This is a genomic window from Oleomonas cavernae (genome assembly GCF_003590945.1).
Taxonomy (GTDB): domain Bacteria; phylum Pseudomonadota; class Alphaproteobacteria; order Zavarziniales; family Zavarziniaceae; genus Zavarzinia; species Zavarzinia cavernae.
In genome coordinates this window covers 2,215,697-2,232,445 of record NZ_QYUK01000011.1, presented here as the reverse complement: position 1 = coordinate 2,232,445, position 16,749 = coordinate 2,215,697, and the positions used below count along the sequence as shown (strand labels likewise).

General features: G+C 66.7%; 19 protein-coding genes. 8 read left to right on the top strand and 11 right to left on the bottom strand.

What is annotated here, in order from left to right; genetic code table 11:
- The first annotated feature begins 1 nt into the window (after nucleotide 1).
- Complete coding sequence (locus tag D3874_RS14525; RefSeq protein WP_119778719.1) at nucleotides 2-406, top strand: hypothetical protein; 405 nt, start codon at nucleotides 2-4, stop codon at nucleotides 404-406.
- A 3-nt stretch (nucleotides 407-409) separates the two neighbouring features.
- Here D3874_RS14525 and D3874_RS14520 read toward each other — a convergent pair whose 3' ends face one another.
- Genes D3874_RS14520 through D3874_RS14505 form a run of 4 tightly spaced genes read right to left on the bottom strand, consistent with a single transcriptional unit; the run spans nucleotide 410 to nucleotide 4,285 of the window.
- Nucleotides 410-2,851, bottom strand: a complete 2,442-nt coding sequence (locus D3874_RS14520) for a GcvT family protein (protein WP_119778718.1) — start codon at nucleotides 2,849-2,851, stop codon at nucleotides 410-412.
- On the bottom strand, nucleotides 2,848-3,741 hold the full coding sequence (locus D3874_RS14515) for a choline kinase family protein (protein WP_119778717.1): 894 nt from the start codon (nucleotides 3,739-3,741) through the stop codon (nucleotides 2,848-2,850). Before D3874_RS14515 ends, D3874_RS14520 begins: the two co-directional genes overlap by 4 nt.
- Entirely contained in the window at nucleotides 3,738-4,070 is a 333-nt protein-coding gene (locus tag D3874_RS14510) for a type II toxin-antitoxin system PemK/MazF family toxin (RefSeq protein ID WP_233559952.1), read from the bottom strand. Before D3874_RS14510 ends, D3874_RS14515 begins: the two co-directional genes overlap by 4 nt.
- Entirely contained in the window at nucleotides 4,067-4,285 is a 219-nt protein-coding gene (locus D3874_RS14505) for an antitoxin MazE family protein (RefSeq protein ID WP_119778716.1), read from the bottom strand. Before D3874_RS14505 ends, D3874_RS14510 begins: the two co-directional genes overlap by 4 nt.
- Nucleotides 4,286-4,666: 381 nt before the next feature.
- Between D3874_RS14505 and leuA the strand changes: the two genes are divergently transcribed.
- Nucleotides 4,667-6,367: a 2-isopropylmalate synthase gene (gene leuA, locus D3874_RS14500; RefSeq protein WP_119778715.1), complete on the top strand. Its 1,701-nt coding sequence runs from the start codon at nucleotides 4,667-4,669 to the stop codon at nucleotides 6,365-6,367.
- A gap of 186 nt (nucleotides 6,368-6,553) precedes the next feature.
- On the opposite strand, the gene D3874_RS14495 is transcribed toward leuA, so the two are convergent.
- On the bottom strand, nucleotides 6,554-7,051 hold the full coding sequence (locus D3874_RS14495) for a rhodanese-like domain-containing protein (protein ID WP_338016724.1): 498 nt from the start codon (nucleotides 7,049-7,051) through the stop codon (nucleotides 6,554-6,556).
- Here D3874_RS14495 and ftrA point away from each other — a divergent pair.
- Both ftrA and D3874_RS14485 read left to right on the top strand, forming a co-directional pair.
- Complete coding sequence (ftrA, locus tag D3874_RS14490; RefSeq protein ID WP_119778714.1) at nucleotides 7,050-8,057, top strand: transcriptional regulator FtrA; 1,008 nt, start codon at nucleotides 7,050-7,052, stop codon at nucleotides 8,055-8,057. The genes D3874_RS14495 and ftrA overlap by 2 nt on opposite strands.
- Before the next feature lie 103 nt (nucleotides 8,058-8,160).
- Nucleotides 8,161-8,481 carry a hypothetical protein gene (locus D3874_RS14485; RefSeq protein ID WP_147385673.1) on the top strand — a complete coding sequence of 107 codons (321 nt, stop codon included), beginning with the start codon at nucleotides 8,161-8,163 and terminating at the stop codon, nucleotides 8,479-8,481.
- Between the two features lie 12 nt (nucleotides 8,482-8,493).
- Here the strand turns inward: D3874_RS14485 and D3874_RS14480 are convergent, their stop codons facing one another.
- The gene (locus tag D3874_RS14480; protein ID WP_119778712.1) at nucleotides 8,494-9,156 is read right to left on the bottom strand and encodes a TetR/AcrR family transcriptional regulator; all 663 of its coding nucleotides are present in this window, start codon (nucleotides 9,154-9,156) and stop codon (nucleotides 8,494-8,496) included.
- Between the two features lie 183 nt (nucleotides 9,157-9,339).
- Between D3874_RS14480 and D3874_RS32465 the strand changes: the two genes are divergently transcribed.
- A complete protein-coding gene (locus D3874_RS32465; RefSeq protein WP_456306416.1) occupies nucleotides 9,340-9,837 on the top strand; it encodes an amidohydrolase family protein in 498 nt (165 codons plus the stop codon).
- Complete coding sequence (locus D3874_RS32460) at nucleotides 9,807-10,619, top strand: cytosine deaminase (protein WP_456306448.1); 813 nt, start codon at nucleotides 9,807-9,809, stop codon at nucleotides 10,617-10,619. The genes D3874_RS32465 and D3874_RS32460 overlap by 31 nt, the downstream gene beginning before the upstream one ends.
- A 146-nt stretch (nucleotides 10,620-10,765) precedes the next feature.
- On the opposite strand, the gene D3874_RS14470 is transcribed toward D3874_RS32460, so the two are convergent.
- From D3874_RS14470 to D3874_RS14450, 5 genes are all read right to left on the bottom strand, one after another.
- Nucleotides 10,766-11,257 (bottom strand): DUF4262 domain-containing protein, encoded by a 492-nt coding sequence (locus D3874_RS14470; RefSeq protein ID WP_158596036.1) that lies wholly within the window; start codon nucleotides 11,255-11,257, stop codon nucleotides 10,766-10,768.
- Between the two features lie 42 nt (nucleotides 11,258-11,299).
- The gene (locus D3874_RS14465; protein WP_158596035.1) at nucleotides 11,300-11,935 is read right to left on the bottom strand and encodes an exopolysaccharide biosynthesis protein; all 636 of its coding nucleotides are present in this window, start codon (nucleotides 11,933-11,935) and stop codon (nucleotides 11,300-11,302) included.
- A gap of 18 nt (nucleotides 11,936-11,953) precedes the next feature.
- Entirely contained in the window at nucleotides 11,954-13,096 is a 1,143-nt protein-coding gene (gene rodA, locus D3874_RS14460; protein WP_119778709.1) for a rod shape-determining protein RodA, read from the bottom strand.
- Between the two features lie 71 nt (nucleotides 13,097-13,167).
- Nucleotides 13,168-13,533 (bottom strand): DUF423 domain-containing protein, encoded by a 366-nt coding sequence (locus D3874_RS14455; protein WP_119778708.1) that lies wholly within the window; start codon nucleotides 13,531-13,533, stop codon nucleotides 13,168-13,170.
- An 8-nt stretch (nucleotides 13,534-13,541) separates the two neighbouring features.
- Nucleotides 13,542-14,267 carry an N-acetylmuramoyl-L-alanine amidase family protein gene (locus tag D3874_RS14450; protein WP_233559951.1) on the bottom strand — a complete coding sequence of 242 codons (726 nt, stop codon included), beginning with the start codon at nucleotides 14,265-14,267 and terminating at the stop codon, nucleotides 13,542-13,544.
- A 418-nt stretch (nucleotides 14,268-14,685) separates the two neighbouring features.
- On the opposite strand from D3874_RS14450, the gene groES reads away from it, so the two are divergent.
- Both groES and groL read left to right on the top strand, forming a co-directional pair.
- Nucleotides 14,686-15,000: a co-chaperone GroES gene (groES, locus tag D3874_RS14445; RefSeq protein WP_119778706.1), complete on the top strand. Its 315-nt coding sequence runs from the start codon at nucleotides 14,686-14,688 to the stop codon at nucleotides 14,998-15,000.
- Between the two features lie 36 nt (nucleotides 15,001-15,036).
- Nucleotides 15,037-16,680 (top strand): chaperonin GroEL, encoded by a 1,644-nt coding sequence (groL, locus tag D3874_RS14440; protein WP_119778705.1) that lies wholly within the window; start codon nucleotides 15,037-15,039, stop codon nucleotides 16,678-16,680.
- The last annotated feature ends 69 nt before the right edge of the window (nucleotides 16,681-16,749 follow it).

Genomic DNA, 16,749 nt, shown 5'->3' with positions numbered 1-16,749 from the left:
CATGACCGCGGCCCGCCTGCTCGCCATTCTCTTCATCGTCGGGGTGCCGCTTGCCGGCGCGCTGGGCGACGAGGTGATCGGCCCGCGTGACCGGTTGTCGGCCGGCAGTGCCGTCGACGGGATCGACCAGGCGGTGCGTTTTCGCGCCACCACCTTCAGGGTCACGGCCGAGGTGGCGCCGCGCTGCGGGGTCTCGGCCGATGTGACGACCGGCCAGTTCGCCGGCCTGGGGGTCGACTGCTCGTCGAGTGTCGCCTGCCTCGCCACCGTGGCGGTGGTACCCAGCGCGCAGGTGGGCAACGGCGCCCACGCCGCCACGCGTCACACCGCCTGCCGCTTCACCCAAGTGGTCGCGCTGGCCTCGGCCGTCCGCGGCGAGCCGATGACGGTGCTGGTGGACTTCTGAGCCTCAGGCCCTGACCTTGTCGCCCTTGGGGTCGTAGAACGGCTCCAGCGAAACGCGGGCCGGGAACCGCTCCGTCGCGATTTCCAGCTCGTAGCTGCCCGACAGGACATGGCCACGGTCGACCCCGGCGGCATCGCGGACATAGCCGTAACCCACTGCGTGGCCCACGGTATAGCCGAAGCCGCCGCTGGAAAGCCAGCCCACCCGCGCGCCGTTGCGATAGATGGTCTCGCGGCCCAGCAGCACGGCGCGCGGGTCGTCGACGGCAAAGCCGGCCATCAGGCGGGGCAGGGGCTTGTCCTTCGCCGCAATCAGGGCCTCGCGCCCCAGGAAGGGAATGCCGGATTTGAGCTTCACCGCCCAGCCCAGGCCGGCCATCTGCGGCGAGTGGTCGGGCCCGATGTCCGAGCCCCAGGCGCGGTAGCCCTTCTCCAGGCGCAGGGTTTCCAGCGCGCGGTAGCCGGCATCGACCAGGCCCTGGTCGGCGCCGGCCCTGGTCAACGCCTCGTAGACGGTCACCGCGAATTCGGCGGGCACATGCAGCTCCCACCCCAATTCGCCGACATAGGTGATACGGATCGCCAGCACCGGCGCGCCGGCGATGCGGATTTCCCGCACGCAAGCAAAGGGGAAGCCGGCATTCGAGACATCGTCCTGCGTGATCTTTTCCAGGATGCGGCGGGCGTTGGGGCCCATCAGTACCAGGGTCGCATAGGCCGAGGTGACCTCGACCAGGGTCGCGTCCAGCCCGGCCGGGATATTGCTGCGGATCCAGTCGAAATCGTGGGTAACGAAGCCCGTGCCGGTGACGACGTAATAGCGGTCAGGGCCCAGCCTGGCGACGGTCAGGTCGCATTCGATGCCGCCCCTGGCGTTCAGCATCTGGGTATAGATCACCTTGCCCACCGGCTTGGCGACATCGTTGGCAGCGATCCACGACAGCGCGGCTTCCGCCCCGTGGCCCACCAGCATGGCCTTGGCGAAACTGGTCTGGTCGAACAGCACGGCCGCCTCCCGCGCCGCCTTGTGCTCGCGCCCCACCGCCGCAAACCAGTTGGGCCGGGTGAAGGAATATTCGTCCCCGGGCACCTCGCCGGGGCCGGCGTACCAGTTGGGCCGCTCGAAGCCCATCTTCTCGCCGAAGCAGGCGCCTTTGGCCTTCAGGATCTCGTAAAGCGGGGAGCGGCGCAGCGGCCGGCACGAGCGATACTCCTCCGCCGGCCAGGCGATGGTGTAGTGCTTGCCATAGGCTTCCAGCGTGCGGTTGCGCACGAAATCCGTGTCCAGGTGGTTGCGGCCGAAGCGGCGGATGTCGACCGGCCACAGGTCGTAGGGCGGCTCGCCGTCCGCCACCCATTCGGCCAGCGCCATGCCGGCCCCGCCGGCCGAGGCGATGCCGAAGGCATTGAAGCCGGCGCCCACGAACAGGCCCTTGCGCTCCGGCGCCTCGCCGATCATCCAGTTGCCGTCGGGCGTGAAGCTTTCCAGCCCGTTGATCATCTGCTTGACGCCGACCGTGCTCAGCGCCGGCACCCGGCCCAGGGCCAGTTCCATCAAGGGCTCGAAATGGTCGAAATCGTCGTCGAGCAGGCGGAACGCGAAGTCGTCGGGCGCGCTTTCGCCCTTCCAGGGGATCGGGTTGGCCTCGTAACCGCCCATGACCAGGCCGCCGACTTCCTCCTTGTAGTAGGTGAGACGGTCGGGATCGCGCAGGGTGGGCAGGCTGCCGGTGACGCCGGCGATCGTCTCGGTCATCAGGTACTGGTGATGAACCGGGGCCAGCGGCACGTTGACCCCGGCCCTGGCGGCCAATGTGCGGGTCCACAGGCCGCAGCACAGCACGACCTTCTCCGTGCGGATGGTGCCCTGGTCGGTGACCAGGCCCGCCACCCGTTCGTTCTCGATCACGAAATCCTGGGCCGACACGCCTTCGACCAGCTTGGCCCCGGCCATGCGGGCCCCCTTGGCCAGGGCCTGGGTGATGTCGGACGGGCTGGCCTGGCCGTCGGTCGGCAGGAAGGCGGCGCCGACCAGGTCGTCGATGGTCATCAGCGGCCACAGGTCCAGCGCTTCCTTAGGCGACAGCAGGTGCATCTCCAGGCCGAAGCTGCGCGCCGTGGTGGCCTGGCGCTTGACCTCGATCCAGCGATCCTGGTTGCAGGCCAGGCGCAGGCCGCCGTTCATCTTCCAGCCCGTGGCCTGGCCGGTCTCCGCTTCCAGCTTACGGTAGAGATCGACGGAATAGCCCAGCAGGCGGGTGATGTTGGCGCTGGTACGCAATTGCCCGACCAGGCCCGCCGCATGCCAGGTCGAGCCGGCGGTGAGCTGGTGGCGCTCGATCAGCAGCACCTCGATCCCGCGCTTGGCCAGGTGATAGGCGGTGGAACAGCCGACGATGCCACCCCCGACGACGACGACCTTGGCACTCGAGGGCAACAAACTCATGACTTGTCCATTTCCGTGAAGCTGCCCCAGGCAGCATTGAACCGGGCAAGGTTCTCGGCCGTGTAGGCGACATAATCGAAGGCGAGGGTGGAATGAAGCTCGGACACCATGCTCCACATCGCCTCGCGCAGCAGCGAGGCGCATTGCACGGCGCGCAGGCGCCGACGCAGGTCGTCGCCGGGCGGGCGGGCGAAATAGCGGGTCAGCATGGCCTCGTCGTCGGCGGCGCTGAAGCCGTTGTTGGACGACAGGCCGCCCAGATCGAACAAGGGCGTGTTGAAGCCGGCATAGTCCCAGTCGACCAGCCACAGCCGCCGGCCGTCATCGATGAAATTGGCCGCCAGCAGGTCGTTGTGGCCGAAGACGAGCTCGATCGCCCCGACTGCTGCTTCCAGCATCGCCGCCTTGTGCAGCAGGGCCGGCAATTCGCCCAGCAGGCGGTGGCCGCCGTCGCGCAGGGTGTGGCCATAGTCGCGCACGACGTGGAAGACGTTGAACGACAGCACCGGCCCGCGCAGATGCTGCGGAATCTCGCGATGGGTGCGGGCGACCAGGTCCAGGCAATCGTCCCGCCGGGCCCTGACCATGGCGGCATCGAAGGTCTGCCCCTCGATGAATTCCAGCACCAGGAGGCCCGGCGCCGTCGCCAGCACCTGGGGCGAGATCCCGGCGGCGGCGGCGGCAATGCTCGCCGCGTGCTCATTGAAGCGCATGATGCCATGCACGGGAATATCCCCGCCCACCCGCACCACGGCGCGCCGCGCCCGATCCTTAACCACGTAGTTGCGATTGGTGATGCCGCCCGACAGCGGCCTGATCTCGATCGGCCCCTGCCACAGGAGAAGGCGATGGATCGCGTCTTCGGGCGAGGCCTGATCGGATTGGCTCATCCGGCCAACCCCAGGAAAACGGTCAGGGCGCGGTCCAGACGCTTGATGTCCTGATCGGAAAGGCGTCCGACATGTCGGCCCAATTTGGATTTGGGAACGGTCGTGGCCTTGTCGGCCATCACGCGTGAACTGAGCCGCAGGCCGTTGCTTTCGGATGGCTCCACGGTCAAGCGGAACAAGGGCAAATCCGTTTGGTCGGTGGTAAAGGGACAGATCGTTACTGAATCAAGCTGATCGAAATTGGCGCTTTGAATGATCACCACCGGCCTCGGCTTGCCGGCATAGTCGGCACCGCCGGCAATCGTCCAAATCTCGCCGCGGGCGATCAAAATTTCAGTTCGGAGATGGAATCAACGAAGGCCTGATCATCTTCGGCATGCGGGCTCTGCGCCGCCAGGATCGACTGTCGCCGCGCCTCGGCGATGAATTCGGGCGAGCGCACGTCGGGGACCCAGATCTGCACCGGGCGCAGGCCCTGCGCGCGCAGGCGCTCGCGGTAAGCCTTCACCTTTTCCCGGGTGGTCTTGCGGCTGGTGGCCGACATCCGTGCCTCCATCATCGATTACATGTAACTTATGTCCGGTGGCCGCCACACGCAATCCCCTCTTGACCAACACCCCCGGAAACCGCCAAGGTGCTGGCATGATGACCTACTCGATTGGGCTCCTCCTCGGCCGACTTATCTGACCGGCGCTGTCAAGCGTCGGATAGGGCTTTTTGTCCTCAAGTCGTGCCAATCCCGATCGTAGAGTTTTCTTCCATGTTTGATGATCACTGTATGCCGCAAGCCGGCCATCACGCCTTGGGTGTCGTTTCGCGTTCGCTCGCACGACTTATCCCGGCTGTGGCGCGCAAGCCCGCGCCGCCGCAGCCGCAAGCCTGATCGAACCCGCCAAACGACACACTGATTTCAAGGATTTCCCCCATGCCGACGATGCCGATCGAAAAATACAGGGCGTTCCAGCAGATCGACCTGCCCAACCGGACCTGGCCGTCCAAGACCATCACCAAGGCGCCCCTGTGGTGTTCGGTCGACCTGCGCGACGGCAACCAGGCCCTGATCGAGCCCATGGGGCACGAGCGGAAATTGCGCATGTTCCGCGCCCTGGTGGCCATGGGCTTCAAGGAGATCGAGGTGGGCTTCCCCTCGGCCTCGCAGACCGATTTCGACTTCACCCGCTTCCTGATCGAGGAAGGCGAGATCCCCGACGGCGTCACCATCCAGGTGCTGACCCAGGCGCGCGAGGAACTGATCACCCGCACCTTCGAATCGATCAAGGGCGCCAAGCGGGCGGTCGTCCACCTCTACAATTCGACCTCCACCTTGCAGCGCCGGGTGGTCTTCGGCCTGGACCGCGAGGGCATCAAGGACATCGCCGTCCAGGGCACGAAGGTGGTCAAGCGGCTGGTCTCCACGGTGCCTGAGACCGAGATCGTCCTGGAATACTCGCCCGAGAGCTTCACCGGCACCGAACTGGACTTCGCCAAGGATGTCTGCGAGGCGGTGATGGATGTCTGGCAGCCCACGGCGAGCAAGCCGATGATCATCAACCTGCCGGCGACGGTCGAGATGGCGACGCCCAACATCTATGCCGACCAGATCGAATGGTTCGCCCGCAATGTGAAGTGGCGCGAGCGCTACCTCTTGTCGCTGCACCCGCACAACGACCGCGGCACCGGCGTCGCCGCGGCCGAACTGGGCGTGATGGCCGGCGCCGACCGGGTGGAAGGCACCCTGTTCGGCAATGGCGAGCGCACCGGCAATGTCGACGTGGTGAACCTGGCGCTCAACATGTTCACCCAAGGGGTCGACCCCGAACTGGTGATCGACGATATCGACGAGTTGCGCCGCACCGCCGAATATTGCAACCAGTTGCCGGTCCACCCGCGCCATCCCTATGCCGGCGACCTGGTGTTCACCGCCTTTTCGGGCAGCCACCAGGATGCGATCAAGAAGGGTTTCGCCGCCCGCCGGTCGCAGAACGACGTGGTCTGGGAAGTGCCCTACCTGCCTATCGACCCGGAAGACCTGGGCCGTTCCTACGAGGCGGTGATCCGCGTGAACTCCCAGTCCGGCAAGGGCGGCGTCGCCTACCTGCTGGAGGAAGACTACGGCCTGCACCTGCCGCGCAAGCTGCAGATCGAGTTCAGCCGAGTGGTTCAGAACTTCACCGACACCACCGGCAAGGAAGTCTCGGCCAAGGACCTGTTCGACATGTTCCGCAAGGAATATCTCGAGGCCCGCTACCCGCTGGAATTCGTCGATCACGTGACCCTGCCCGACAGCCACGCGACCGAGAAACGCACCATGACCAGCCATGTGAAGCTCTACGGATCGTCCAAGGAGGTGCACGGCCACGGCACCGGCCCGATCGACGCCTTCTGCGACAGCCTGGCCAAGGAACTGGGCATCGCCCTGGAAGTGGTCGATTACAGCCAGCACGCGGTGGGCAAGGGCGCCGACGCCGAAGCGGTGACCTATGTCGAGATGAAGGGTTCGGGCACCGCCACCCTGTTCGGCGTGGGCCGCGACCGCAACGTCACCGTCGCCTCGCTGAAAGCCGTCGCCAGCGCCGCCAACCGCCTGCACGCCCAGGCGGCCGGCGCCAGCGTCGCCGCGAAGTAGGCAATGTAACCCCCTCCGCCCAAACGGGGGGAGGGGGATTGCACCGGCACCCTGCGTCCTTCGAGACGGCCCTTTGGGCCTCCTCAGGATGAGGAGAATCTTTATGGCAAAAAGACTTTCCTCATCCTGAGGAGCCATGCGAAGCGTGGCGTCTCGAAGGACGCACCGCGCCTGTCCAAGGAGCGGTCAGGTCCCCGTCTCGGTCCCGCTCGCGAACGGCAGGCCTTCGTCGGCCCAGCCGGTCATGCCCCCGATCATGATCTTCACCGGCCGGCCCAGCGCGGCCAGGGCGAGCGCGCCGCGGTCGGCGCCGTTGCAGTGCGGGCCGGCACAATAGGTGACGAAGACGGTCTCGGCCGGCCAGGCCGCCAGGCGCCGCTCGTCGATGTCGCGGTGGGGCAGGCTGACCGCGCCCGGCACATGGGCCTTGGCATAGGCGGCGCGGCCACGGACATCGAGCAGCACGAAATCCGGCAGCCCCCGGCGCAGGGACTCATGCACATCCCAGCAGTCGGTCTCCAGGCTCAGGCGGCGGCGGAAATGCTCGAGGGCGGCTTGCGGGGCGGCGGCGGGTGTTTCGGTGACCAGGCTCGGCATGGTGATCCTCGCAGAAGGCGGGGCGATCATCGCCCGGCGCAGGAAATGCTGGTAGGCGGCAGGATTGACACCTATCGTCAAGATCATGCCAAAACACCCGCCCAACCGCCTGGTCGTCACCCTTGCCTATGATGGCCTGTGTACCTTCGAATTCGGCGTCGCGGTCGAAGTCTTCGGCCTGGCCCGGCCGGAGATAGGGGACGACTGGTATCGCTTCGCGGTGGCCGGCGTGGACGATGGGCCGATGCGGGCCACGGGCGGGGTGCGCATCCTGGCCGACGGCGGGCTGGACCTGCTGGCCCAGGCGGGCACGATCATCGTGCCGGGCTGGCGCGGGGCAGCGGTAACGGTGCCGGCGGCCCTGATCGCGGCGCTGGCGGCCGCCAGGGCGCGGGGTGCGCGGATCCTGTCGATCTGTTCGGGCGTCTTCGTGCTGGCGGCGGCGGGCCTGCTGGACGGCGGCCGGGCGACCACCCACTGGCGCTATGCCGGGCTCCTGGCCGCGCGCTATCCGGCCATCACCGTCGATGCCGACGTGCTCTATGTCGACAACGGCCAGATCCTGACTTCGGCCGGCAGCGCCGCGGGCATCGACCTGTGCCTGCATCTGGTGCGGCGGGATTTCGGCGCCGAGATCGCCAACAAGGTCGCCCGGCGCCTGGTGGTGCCGCCGCACCGTGACGGCGGCCAGGCGCAGTTCATCGAACGGCCGGTGCCCCGGCCGGCCGAGGGCGCGCGCCTGGCCCCGCTGCTGGACCGGGTGCGGCAACGGCTGGACCGCGCACATTCCATTGCCGCCCTGGCCGCCGAGGCGGGCATGAGTGTCCGCACCTTCCTGCGCCGCTTCGGCGAGGTGACCGGCTCGACCCCGGGCGAATGGCTGCTGGCCGAGCGGCTGCGCCATGCCCGCGACCTGCTCGAGGCGGGCGACAGTTCGATCGAGGCGATCGCCCAGGCATGCGGCTTCGGGGCGGCTGCCACGCTCCGGCATCATTTCCGGCAGCGGCTGGGCACCACGCCTTCGGCCTATCGTGCCCGTTTCGCGGTTGGTGACAGCGGGAACCTCGAGGCCCCGGGTTCGTTAGAATTGTAAGCGTCGCTTGCCCCGATGGGGGCGCGACCCTACCTTTAAGGACATGGATGCACCCCGATTCCGGGGCCACCGGCGCACGGCCACGTGCGCAAGGAGCAGGGTCATGGCCAAGTATCGTTTAGCGGCCGCCGTCTGTGCGGCCTTGTCGCTGTCGCTGGGATCCTTCGCGTCGATCGCGCTCGCCCAGACCACAAGCCCGGAGGATGACCGGCCGCCACTGCTGTCGGCCCCGCCGCCGCCGGAAGAGGCGCCCACGGGCGCTGCCGCCGCGGCCCGCCGCACGCCGGGTGCTGCCGGTCAGCCCGAGCCGGGCACCCAGACCGATTTCTTCACCGACGCCTTCACCCAGTATCCGCCCGAAGTGGTGCCGCCCGGCGCCACCCAGCGCCCGGTCACCACCGAGGGCTCGTCGGCGATCAAGTGATGACCCGCGGCATCAGCTCACAGGCTTGATGCCGCAGCCCTTCAGGACGATCCGGGTGATCGTGCGCGTTGCCGTCTCGAAATCGGCATCGCTCAATTTCTTGCGGCCCAGCACCGCGGTCATCTGGGCCGCGAAATCGGCATAGGTCTGGGTCGCCGCCCAGACCAGGAAGAAGAAGTGATGGGCCGGCACCGGGTCCATCTTGCCCTGTGCCGCCCAGCGCTCCAGCACGCCCGCCTTGGCCTCGACCCAGGGCTTCAGGTCCGCCTCCAGGAAGGGCTTGAGGATCGGGGCGCCCCGGATGATCTCGATCGCGAAGATGCGTGAGGCCAGCGGGCGTTTGCGCGAATAGACCAGCTTGCGCCTGATGTAGTCGGTCAGGGCCACCGCCGGGTCGTCGTCCTGGGTGATGTCGCCGAAGGCCTTCAGCCACAATTCGACGATGCCGGCGACCACGGCGCGATAGATCGCCTCCTTGGTGCCGAAATAATAGTGGACGTTGGACTTGGCGAGGCCCGCGGCCTCGGCGATCTGGGCCGTGGTGGCGCCGTCGAAGCCGCGTTCGGCAAAGACCTTTTCCGCCGCGGCGATGATGCGCAGCCGGTTGCGTTCGCGAATGCGCCCGCCGCGCGGGCCGTCGCCGTTGGCCGCCTCGATCTCCACCGTCTGCTCCATGCCACCTCGCCGTGCCGCACCACCATGGCTATCGAATGCGAGGACGCTTGGGAAGACAAGCACGGCTGATCGCCGGGCGGCGAAAACCTGACCGAACGGACAGACCGGTTGCAATCGCGCCCGCTTGCCTCGAACCTGATCGCCGTGCCTGATCTGTGCCCGCGTGTCCCGCAAGGAAGAGAGATGAGTGTCGACCTGCTGATCCGCAACGCCACCCTGCCCGACGGGCGCACCGGGCTGGATATCGCCATCGAGAAGGGCCGCATCGTCGCCGTCGAGGCCGGCATCGCGGCGGCGGCGGGCAGGGTCGTCGATGCCGCCGGCTGGCTGGTGACGCCGCCCTTCGTCGACAGCCATTTCCACATGGATTCGACGCTCAGCCTGGGCAATCCCCGCCTGAACCAGAGCGGCACCCTGCTGGAAGGCATCGCCATCTGGGGCGAACTCAAGCCGTATCTCACCGTCGAGGCGATCAAGGCCAATGCGCGCGAATTCTGCAACTGGGCGATCGCCCGGGGCACGCTCGCCATCCGCAGCCATGTCGACATCTGCGACGACCGCCTGCTGGCCGTCGACGCCCTGCTCGAGATCCGCGAGGAGCTGCGGCCCTATATCGACCTGCAACTGGTGGCGTTCCCCAGGACGGCTACCTGCGCTATGCCCGCTCGCCCGAGAACCTGAAGCGCGCGCTCGACAAGGGCGTCGACGTGGTGGGCGGCATCCCGCATTTCGAACGCACCCAGGCCGATGGCGCGGCCAGTGTTGCCGCCCTTTGCGAGATCGCCGCCGACCGCGGCCTGATGGTCGACATGCATTGCGACGAGTCGGACGATCCCTGGTCGCGCCATGTCGAGAGCCTCGCGGCCGAGACGACGCGCCTGGGGTTGCAGGGCCGGGTCACCGGCTCGCACCTCACCTCCATGCATTCCATGGACAATTACTATGTCAGCAAGCTGATCGGCCTGATGGCGGAGGCGCGGCTGAACGTCATCGCCAACCCGCTGATCAACATCACCTTGCAGGGCCGCCACGATACATATCCCAAGCGCCGGGGCATGACCCGGGTGAAGGAATTGATGGCGGCCGGCCTCAACGTCGCCTGCGGCCACGACTGCGTGATGGATCCCTGGTATGCCATGGGTTCCCACGACATGCTGGAAGTGGCCAATGTCGGCCTCCACGTCGGCCAGATGACCGGCGTTGGCGAAATGCAGGCGATGTTCCAGTCGGTCACCGCCAACGGCGCCCGCACCCTGAACCTCGACGGCTATGGCCTCGACGTCGGCTGCCACGGCGACCTGGTGGTGCTCCAGGCGCGCAACCCGATCGAGGCCCTGCGCCTGAAACCCGCCCGTCTATGGGTTGTGCGCCGCGGGCGCGTCATCGCCCAGACCCCGCCGGTCGAGGCAACGGTGCACCTGGGCAACGAAACCGTGAAGGTCGATTTCACACGCCCTCTCTGACTCGTCATCCCGGCGAAGGCCGGGATCCATTGCCCTGGCAGGCGTCGTGGCTGGTCTCAGGTCTCGCTGCACATCCATGGATCCCGGCCTTCGCCGGGATGACGCATGGGGCGGGCATCAGGGCAGGGCGACTCTCCCTGGATATCTTATTGAAGGCGCCCGGTTGGCGACTGGCACTCGCGGGCACCCAAGTCGCACGCCGGATCATCGGGAAACCGCCCGGCCTTGTCGGGCCAATGCACTTGAAGGCAACTGAACTGTCGGGGTGTAAGTCCCTGCGAGGCGGCGAACCAGATGGCCCAGCCCAGGTGCTCCCGGTAAAGAGACGGCGAGAATTCCACGAGCCGCACCGGCCCGCGTTCAAGTACCTGATCAAGCTGAACGCCGGGGGCCGGCACTTGCCCCTTGCTCTTGAGCTCTGCCACCGCGTTGTTGATGACCTGCCCCAAATACTCCGTGCGAAGGCCGAAGCAGATCAACTCAGGCCAGCCAAAGGTAACAGCCAAGCCGACAGTGTAGGCGAAGGGAGGTAAATTCGGGTCGTCGTTCTCCCCTGAAATGATCAGTTTGACCTGCCAGCCCACCCGCTTGACCGTGTCGATTACATCTTGCTCGGCTCTGTCGAATTCCTGAGTCACAGGCCAGCCCCTTTTCCACCCTGGGATGGTGCCTTTGCACCCCTAGAACAAATGCCCGATCCAGCCTGACATGGCGTCCCACGAGATGACGCTCATGTAGACCAGGAAGCTGATCGCGGCGATGCCGCCGACGACGCCGATCAGGGTCATCAGGCCATCCTGTTCGATCAGGCCGAGCGCCAGGAACACGATGGCGATCGACAGGGGAATGTTGGTGAAGGGGATGGGGCTTGCCAGCATCAGGCCGAGCGTCGCGACCAGCAGGCCGACGAGGCGTTCCTGGGTCCAGCCGGTGAGGAAGGCCAGGCGGGGTTTCAGCACCCGCTCCAGGCGGGTGACGACGCCCAGGCTGCCGCGCACCACCCGCTGCAGGTCGCCGGTCAGGATCGAGCGCCGCCGGACCCGCTGCGGCAACCAGGGCCGGGGCAGGCCGATGGCCATCTGCAGGGCGATGAAGGCGATGGGAAAGCCGGCGATGGCCGAGAGGCCGGGCGGCGTGATCGGCAGGGTGGTGGGCAGGGCCAGCAGCAGGATCAGCAGGCCGAAGCCGCGTTCGGCCAGGGGATCGACGATCTCGCCGATCGAAATGCGCTCGCCCGAATAGCCGAAGGCGAGGGTGACCAGGGCTTCCGCCGCGGTCGGCTCGCGCAGGGTGTGCTTGTCCTTGTGACGCGCCACGAAGCCTCGCTTGAGCAACTAACTATGGTCGAGCCGGCGCGCCAGCCGGCGTTCGCGGTGGACCGAGACCGACAGGATCAGGCCCACGCCGATCATCAGGGTCATGGTCGCCGAGCCGCCGTAGGAGACCAGCGGCAAGGGAATGCCCACCACCGGGATCAGGCCCATGACCATGGAGAGGTTGATGAAGACATAGAGGAATAATTGGGTACCGATGCCCAGCGCGACAAGGCGCCCGAACTGGTGACGTGAACCAAGCCCGATCGCCAGGGCATAGCCGAAGACGCAGACGTAGAGCAGGATCAGCAGCAAGCCGCCGATCATGCCGAATTCCTCGGCCAGTTGCGGGAAGATGAAGTCGGTATGCACCTCGGGGACAAAGCGCAACTGGCTTTGCGTCCCCAGCAGGTAGCCCTTGCCGAACACCCCGCCCGAGCCCAGCGCGATCATCGATTGCAGGATGTTGTAGCCGGCGCCCAGCGGATCGGCTTCCGGGTTGAGGAAGGTCAGCACCCGGCGGCGCTGGTAGTCGTGCAGGAATTCCCAGGCAACGGGCAGGGCGCCGATGCCCGCCGCGATGATGATGCCGAATTTCCACAGGCGCACCCCGGCCAGGAAGAAGATCGCGCCCGAGCCCAGCAACAGCAGGCTCGCGGTGCCTAAGTTGGGCTGCTTCAGCACCAGCGCGACCGGCAGCAGGACCATGAGCAGGGGCACGATCAGCACCGTCGGCCGGCCGATCTGTTCGGGCATGACGCCGTGGAAATAGCGGGCGAGGGCCAGCACCAGGGCCAGTTTCATGATCTCGGAGGGCTGGATCTGGAAAAACCCCAGGTCGATCCAGCGTTGCGCGCCCATGCCGATCGAGCCCATCACCTCGACGCCGACCAGGCCCGCCAGGGTCACGCCGTACAGCACATAGGCGTAGCGGGCATAGAGCGAGACGTCGATCACGGCGACCACGACCATGACGCCCAGGCCGACGACGAAGCGCGCCAACTGCCGCCCCGCCCAGGGATCCCACTTGCCGCCGGCGCTGGAATAGAGCATGGCGACGCCGATCGCCGCGATGGCGATCACCAGCAGCACGAGGCCCCAGTTGATCGACAGGAGGCGCGTCCCCAGGGACGGGTTTTCGTCGCGGCTCGAATAGAAGCTCAACGCTCGGGTCTCGAAATCATGGTGTGCAGATGCCCCGTTCTAGCCCGGAACAGGCGCCAGGGCAAAGGCGCTCACGCGCGCCGGAATACCGCAGCGATGAGCAGCCAGGCCCAGCCGACCAGCATCAGGGTGCCGCCGATCGGGGCGACCAGCCCCAGGCGCAGGTCGGCCAGCGCGATGCCGTAGAGGGCGGCGGCAAAGAGCAGGGCGCCGGCGGCCAGGCAGAAGGGTGCCGCGGCCCAGACCCAGCCCTTGTCGACCAGCCGCAGGCCTGCTACCGCCGCCGCCCCGTGGATCATCTGGTAGAGGCTGGCGGTGCCGACCAGGGCCAGGGCCTCGGGCGTGGCGGTCGCTTTCAGGGCATGGGCGGCAAAGGCGCCGAGCCCCACGCCCACCAGGCCGTCGAGTGCCGCGATGACAAGGGTGAGGCGGTACAAGGCACCCTTCAGGCGACCGCCATGGCGCCGGCGAAGGCATCGGCCAGGACGTTGGCGATCCTGGCCCGGCTGTTGTCCGAGGTCAGCAGCTTTTCGTCGGCGACATTCGACAGGAAGCCGGTCTCGATCAGCAGGGCCGGCACGTCGGGCACCTTGAGCACGGCGAAATTGGCGGAACGGCGCGGGTTGTCGAGCAGGCGCAGCTTGGCGCCGGCGGTCCGCACGATGTGCGCCTTGCGCGCCAGCGCGGTGTTCAGGGAGTGGCGCCGGGTCAGGTCGAACAGGATCGCGGCCACTTCCGGGTCGGCGACGCCGATGTCGATGCCGTGGATCAGGTCGGCGGCGTTTTCCCGGTCGGCGATGGCCGCGGCGAGGCCGTCCGACGCCTTTTCCGACAGGGTATAGGCCGACAGGCCGCGGGCATCGGGGTTGGGCGCCGAATCGGCGTGGATCGAGACGAACAGGTCGGCCTGCACGCGCTGGGCGACGGCAGCACGTTCCTGCAGGGGCACGAAGACGTCCTTGCGCCGGGTCAGGACCACGCGGTAGGTGCCGCCGGCCTCGATCCGGGCGGCGATGCGCCGGGCCAGGTCAAGCGTGATGGTTTTCTCGAAGGCGCCGCTGGGGCCGATGGCGCCGGGGTCGCGGCCGCCGTGGCCGGGGTCGAGCACGATGATCGGCCGCTGGTCGATGGGCGTGGTCGCCGCCGGCGCCTTGGGCTTGCGGCCCGGCATGGGCACGCCGCCCGCCAGTTTCGCGGCAAGCGCGTCCCCCGCCCCAGCCGACAGCAGAAAGGGGAGCGATAGGCCAAGTTTCAAGACCGAGCGACGATCCACCGACGGGAACTCCGCAGCACGACGAAGAACAGGCCACCCCCGATTTCCCCATCGGCCCGATGCCTGCTCCAAGCCTGCGAAAATGCCAAAGAAATCACAGTAAATCAAGAAGTTGTCGCGATTCACTCAGATTCCGATCGAAGCCAGGTTCCATGCTGCACTGCCAAATTGCGGATTTCATTGTGAAATTCGCCCTGGCGTTCTTGACAGCGGCAGGGGCGAAGCCTAAGTCTGCGCGGTCCGCTGGCACTCGCCACTGAGGAGTGCTAGCAACGCGGCCCCCATAGGCCTTTGTCTACATCCGGAGGAGGTTTCCATGAAGTTTCGGCCGTTGCACGATCGCGTCGTCGTCCGTCGCATCGAAGGCGAAGAGAAGACCAAGGGCGGGATCATCATCCCCGACACCGCCAAGGAAAAGCCGCAGGAAGGCGAAGTGATCGCCGTCGGCGCTGGCGCCCGCAACGAGAACGGCGAAGTCGTGCCGCTCGAAGTGAAGGCCGGCGACCGCATCCTGTTCGGCAAGTGGTCGGGCACCGAGATCAAGCTGGAAGGCGAAGACCTGCTGATCATGAAGGAATCGGACATCCTCGGGATCATCGTCGCCACGAAGGCCGGCAAGAAGGCCGCCTGATCTACGCCCCGGCATTAGAATTCAAGGAGTAAGCCAATGGCTGCCAAGGAAATTCGCTTCAATACCGATGCGCGCGCCAAGATGCTGCGCGGCGTCGAGATCCTCGCCGATGCGGTGAAGGTCACGCTCGGCCCCAAGGGTCGCAACGTCGTCATCGAGAAGTCGTTCGGCGCCCCGCGCATCACCAAGGACGGTGTGACGGTCGCCAAGGAAATCGAACTCGCCGACAAGTTCGAGAACATGGGCGCCCAGATGGTGCGCGAAGTGGCCTCGAAGACCAACGACATCGCCGGTGACGGCACCACCACCGCCACCGTGCTGGCCGCCGCGATCGTGCGCGAAGGCTGCAAGGGCGTTGCCGCCGGCATGAACCCGATGGATCTGAAGCGCGGCATCGACCTCGCGGTCGAGGCCGTCGTCGCCGACGTCAAGAAGCAGTCCAAGAAGATCGCCGGCTCGGCCGAGATCGCCCAGGTCGGCACCATCTCTGCCAATGGCGAGAAGGAAATTGGCGCAATGATCGCCAAGGCCATGGAGAAGGTCGGCAAGGAAGGCGTGATCACGGTCGAGGAGGCCAAGGGCCTCGACACCGAACTCGACGTCGTCGAGGGCATGCAGTTCGATCGCGGCTACCTGTCGCCGTACTTCGTGACCAATGCCGAGAAGATGACCGTCGAACTCGACAACCCCTTCATCCTGCTGCACGAGAAGAAGCTCTCGGGCTTGCAGGCGATGCTCCCCGTCCTCGAGGCGGTGGTGCAGTCGGGCCGTCCGCTGCTGATCATCGCGGAAGACGTCGAAGGCGAAGCGCTGGCCACCCTGGTGGTCAACAAGCTGCGCGGCGGCCTGAAGGTCGCGGCGGTGAAGGCGCCTGGCTTCGGCGATCGCCGCAAGGCGATGCTGGAAGACATCTCGATCCTGACCGGTGGCCAGGTCATCTCGGAAGACCTCGGCATCAAGCTCGAGAACGTCAACCTGAAGATGCTCGGCTCGGCCAAGAAGGTGTCGATCGACAAGGAAAACACCACGATCGTCGACGGCGCCGGCAAGAAGGATCAGATCCTCGGCCGTTGCAACCAGATCCGTGCCCAGGTCGAAGAGACCTCGTCGGATTACGACCGCGAGAAGCTGCAGGAACGTCTGGCGAAGCTCGCCGGCGGCGTTGCGGTGATCAAGGTCGGCGGTTCGACCGAAGTCGAGGTGAAGGAGCGCAAGGATCGCGTTGACGACGCGCTGCATGCGACCCGCGCCGCGGTCGAAGAAGGCATCGTCCCGGGCGGCGGTTCGGCCCTGCTGTACGCGTCGCGTGCTCTGGACAAGGTCGTCGTCGCGAACGAGGACCAGCGTCACGGCGTCGACATCATCCGTCGCGCCCTGCTGGCCCCGGTCCGTCAGATCGCCGAGAACGCCGGCAAGGACGGCGCGGTGATCTCGGGCAAGCTGCTCGAGCTCAAGGACAACAAGCAGGGCTACGACGCCCAGACGGACGTCTACACCGACATGGTGAAGGCCGGCATCATCGACCCGACCAAGGTCGTTCGTACCGCCCTGCAGGACGCCGCTTCGGTCGCCGGCCTGCTGATCACCACCGAGGCGATGATCGCTGATCGTCCCGAGAAGAAGGCCCAGCAGATGCCGGGCGGCGGCGGCATGGGCGACATGGGTGGCATGGACTTCTGATCCAGCCACACAAGTCTGCAGCCAAAGAGACGGGGTCGGCGCAAGCCGGCCCCGTTTTTCTTTGTGCGC

Coding starts and splice junctions, on each gene's coding strand:
- D3874_RS14525 (WP_119778719.1), top strand. CDS start 2: ATGACCGCGGCCCGCCTGCTCGCCATTCTCTTCATCGTCGGGGTGCCG.
- D3874_RS14520 (WP_119778718.1), bottom strand. CDS start 2,851: ATGAGTTTGTTGCCCTCGAGTGCCAAGGTCGTCGTCGTCGGGGGTGGC.
- D3874_RS14515 (WP_119778717.1), bottom strand. CDS start 3,741: ATGAGCCAATCCGATCAGGCCTCGCCCGAAGACGCGATCCATCGCCTT.
- D3874_RS14505 (WP_119778716.1), bottom strand. CDS start 4,285: ATGTCGGCCACCAGCCGCAAGACCACCCGGGAAAAGGTGAAGGCTTAC.
- leuA (WP_119778715.1), top strand. CDS start 4,667: ATGCCGACGATGCCGATCGAAAAATACAGGGCGTTCCAGCAGATCGAC.
- ftrA (WP_119778714.1), top strand. CDS start 7,050: ATGCCAAAACACCCGCCCAACCGCCTGGTCGTCACCCTTGCCTATGAT.
- D3874_RS14495 (WP_338016724.1), bottom strand. CDS start 7,051: ATGATCTTGACGATAGGTGTCAATCCTGCCGCCTACCAGCATTTCCTG.
- D3874_RS14485 (WP_147385673.1), top strand. CDS start 8,161: ATGGCCAAGTATCGTTTAGCGGCCGCCGTCTGTGCGGCCTTGTCGCTG.
- D3874_RS14480 (WP_119778712.1), bottom strand. CDS start 9,156: ATGGAGCAGACGGTGGAGATCGAGGCGGCCAACGGCGACGGCCCGCGC.
- D3874_RS32465 (WP_456306416.1), top strand. CDS start 9,340: ATGAGTGTCGACCTGCTGATCCGCAACGCCACCCTGCCCGACGGGCGC.
- D3874_RS14450 (WP_233559951.1), bottom strand. CDS start 14,267: ATGCCGGGCCGCAAGCCCAAGGCGCCGGCGGCGACCACGCCCATCGAC.
- groES (WP_119778706.1), top strand. CDS start 14,686: ATGAAGTTTCGGCCGTTGCACGATCGCGTCGTCGTCCGTCGCATCGAA.
- groL (WP_119778705.1), top strand. CDS start 15,037: ATGGCTGCCAAGGAAATTCGCTTCAATACCGATGCGCGCGCCAAGATG.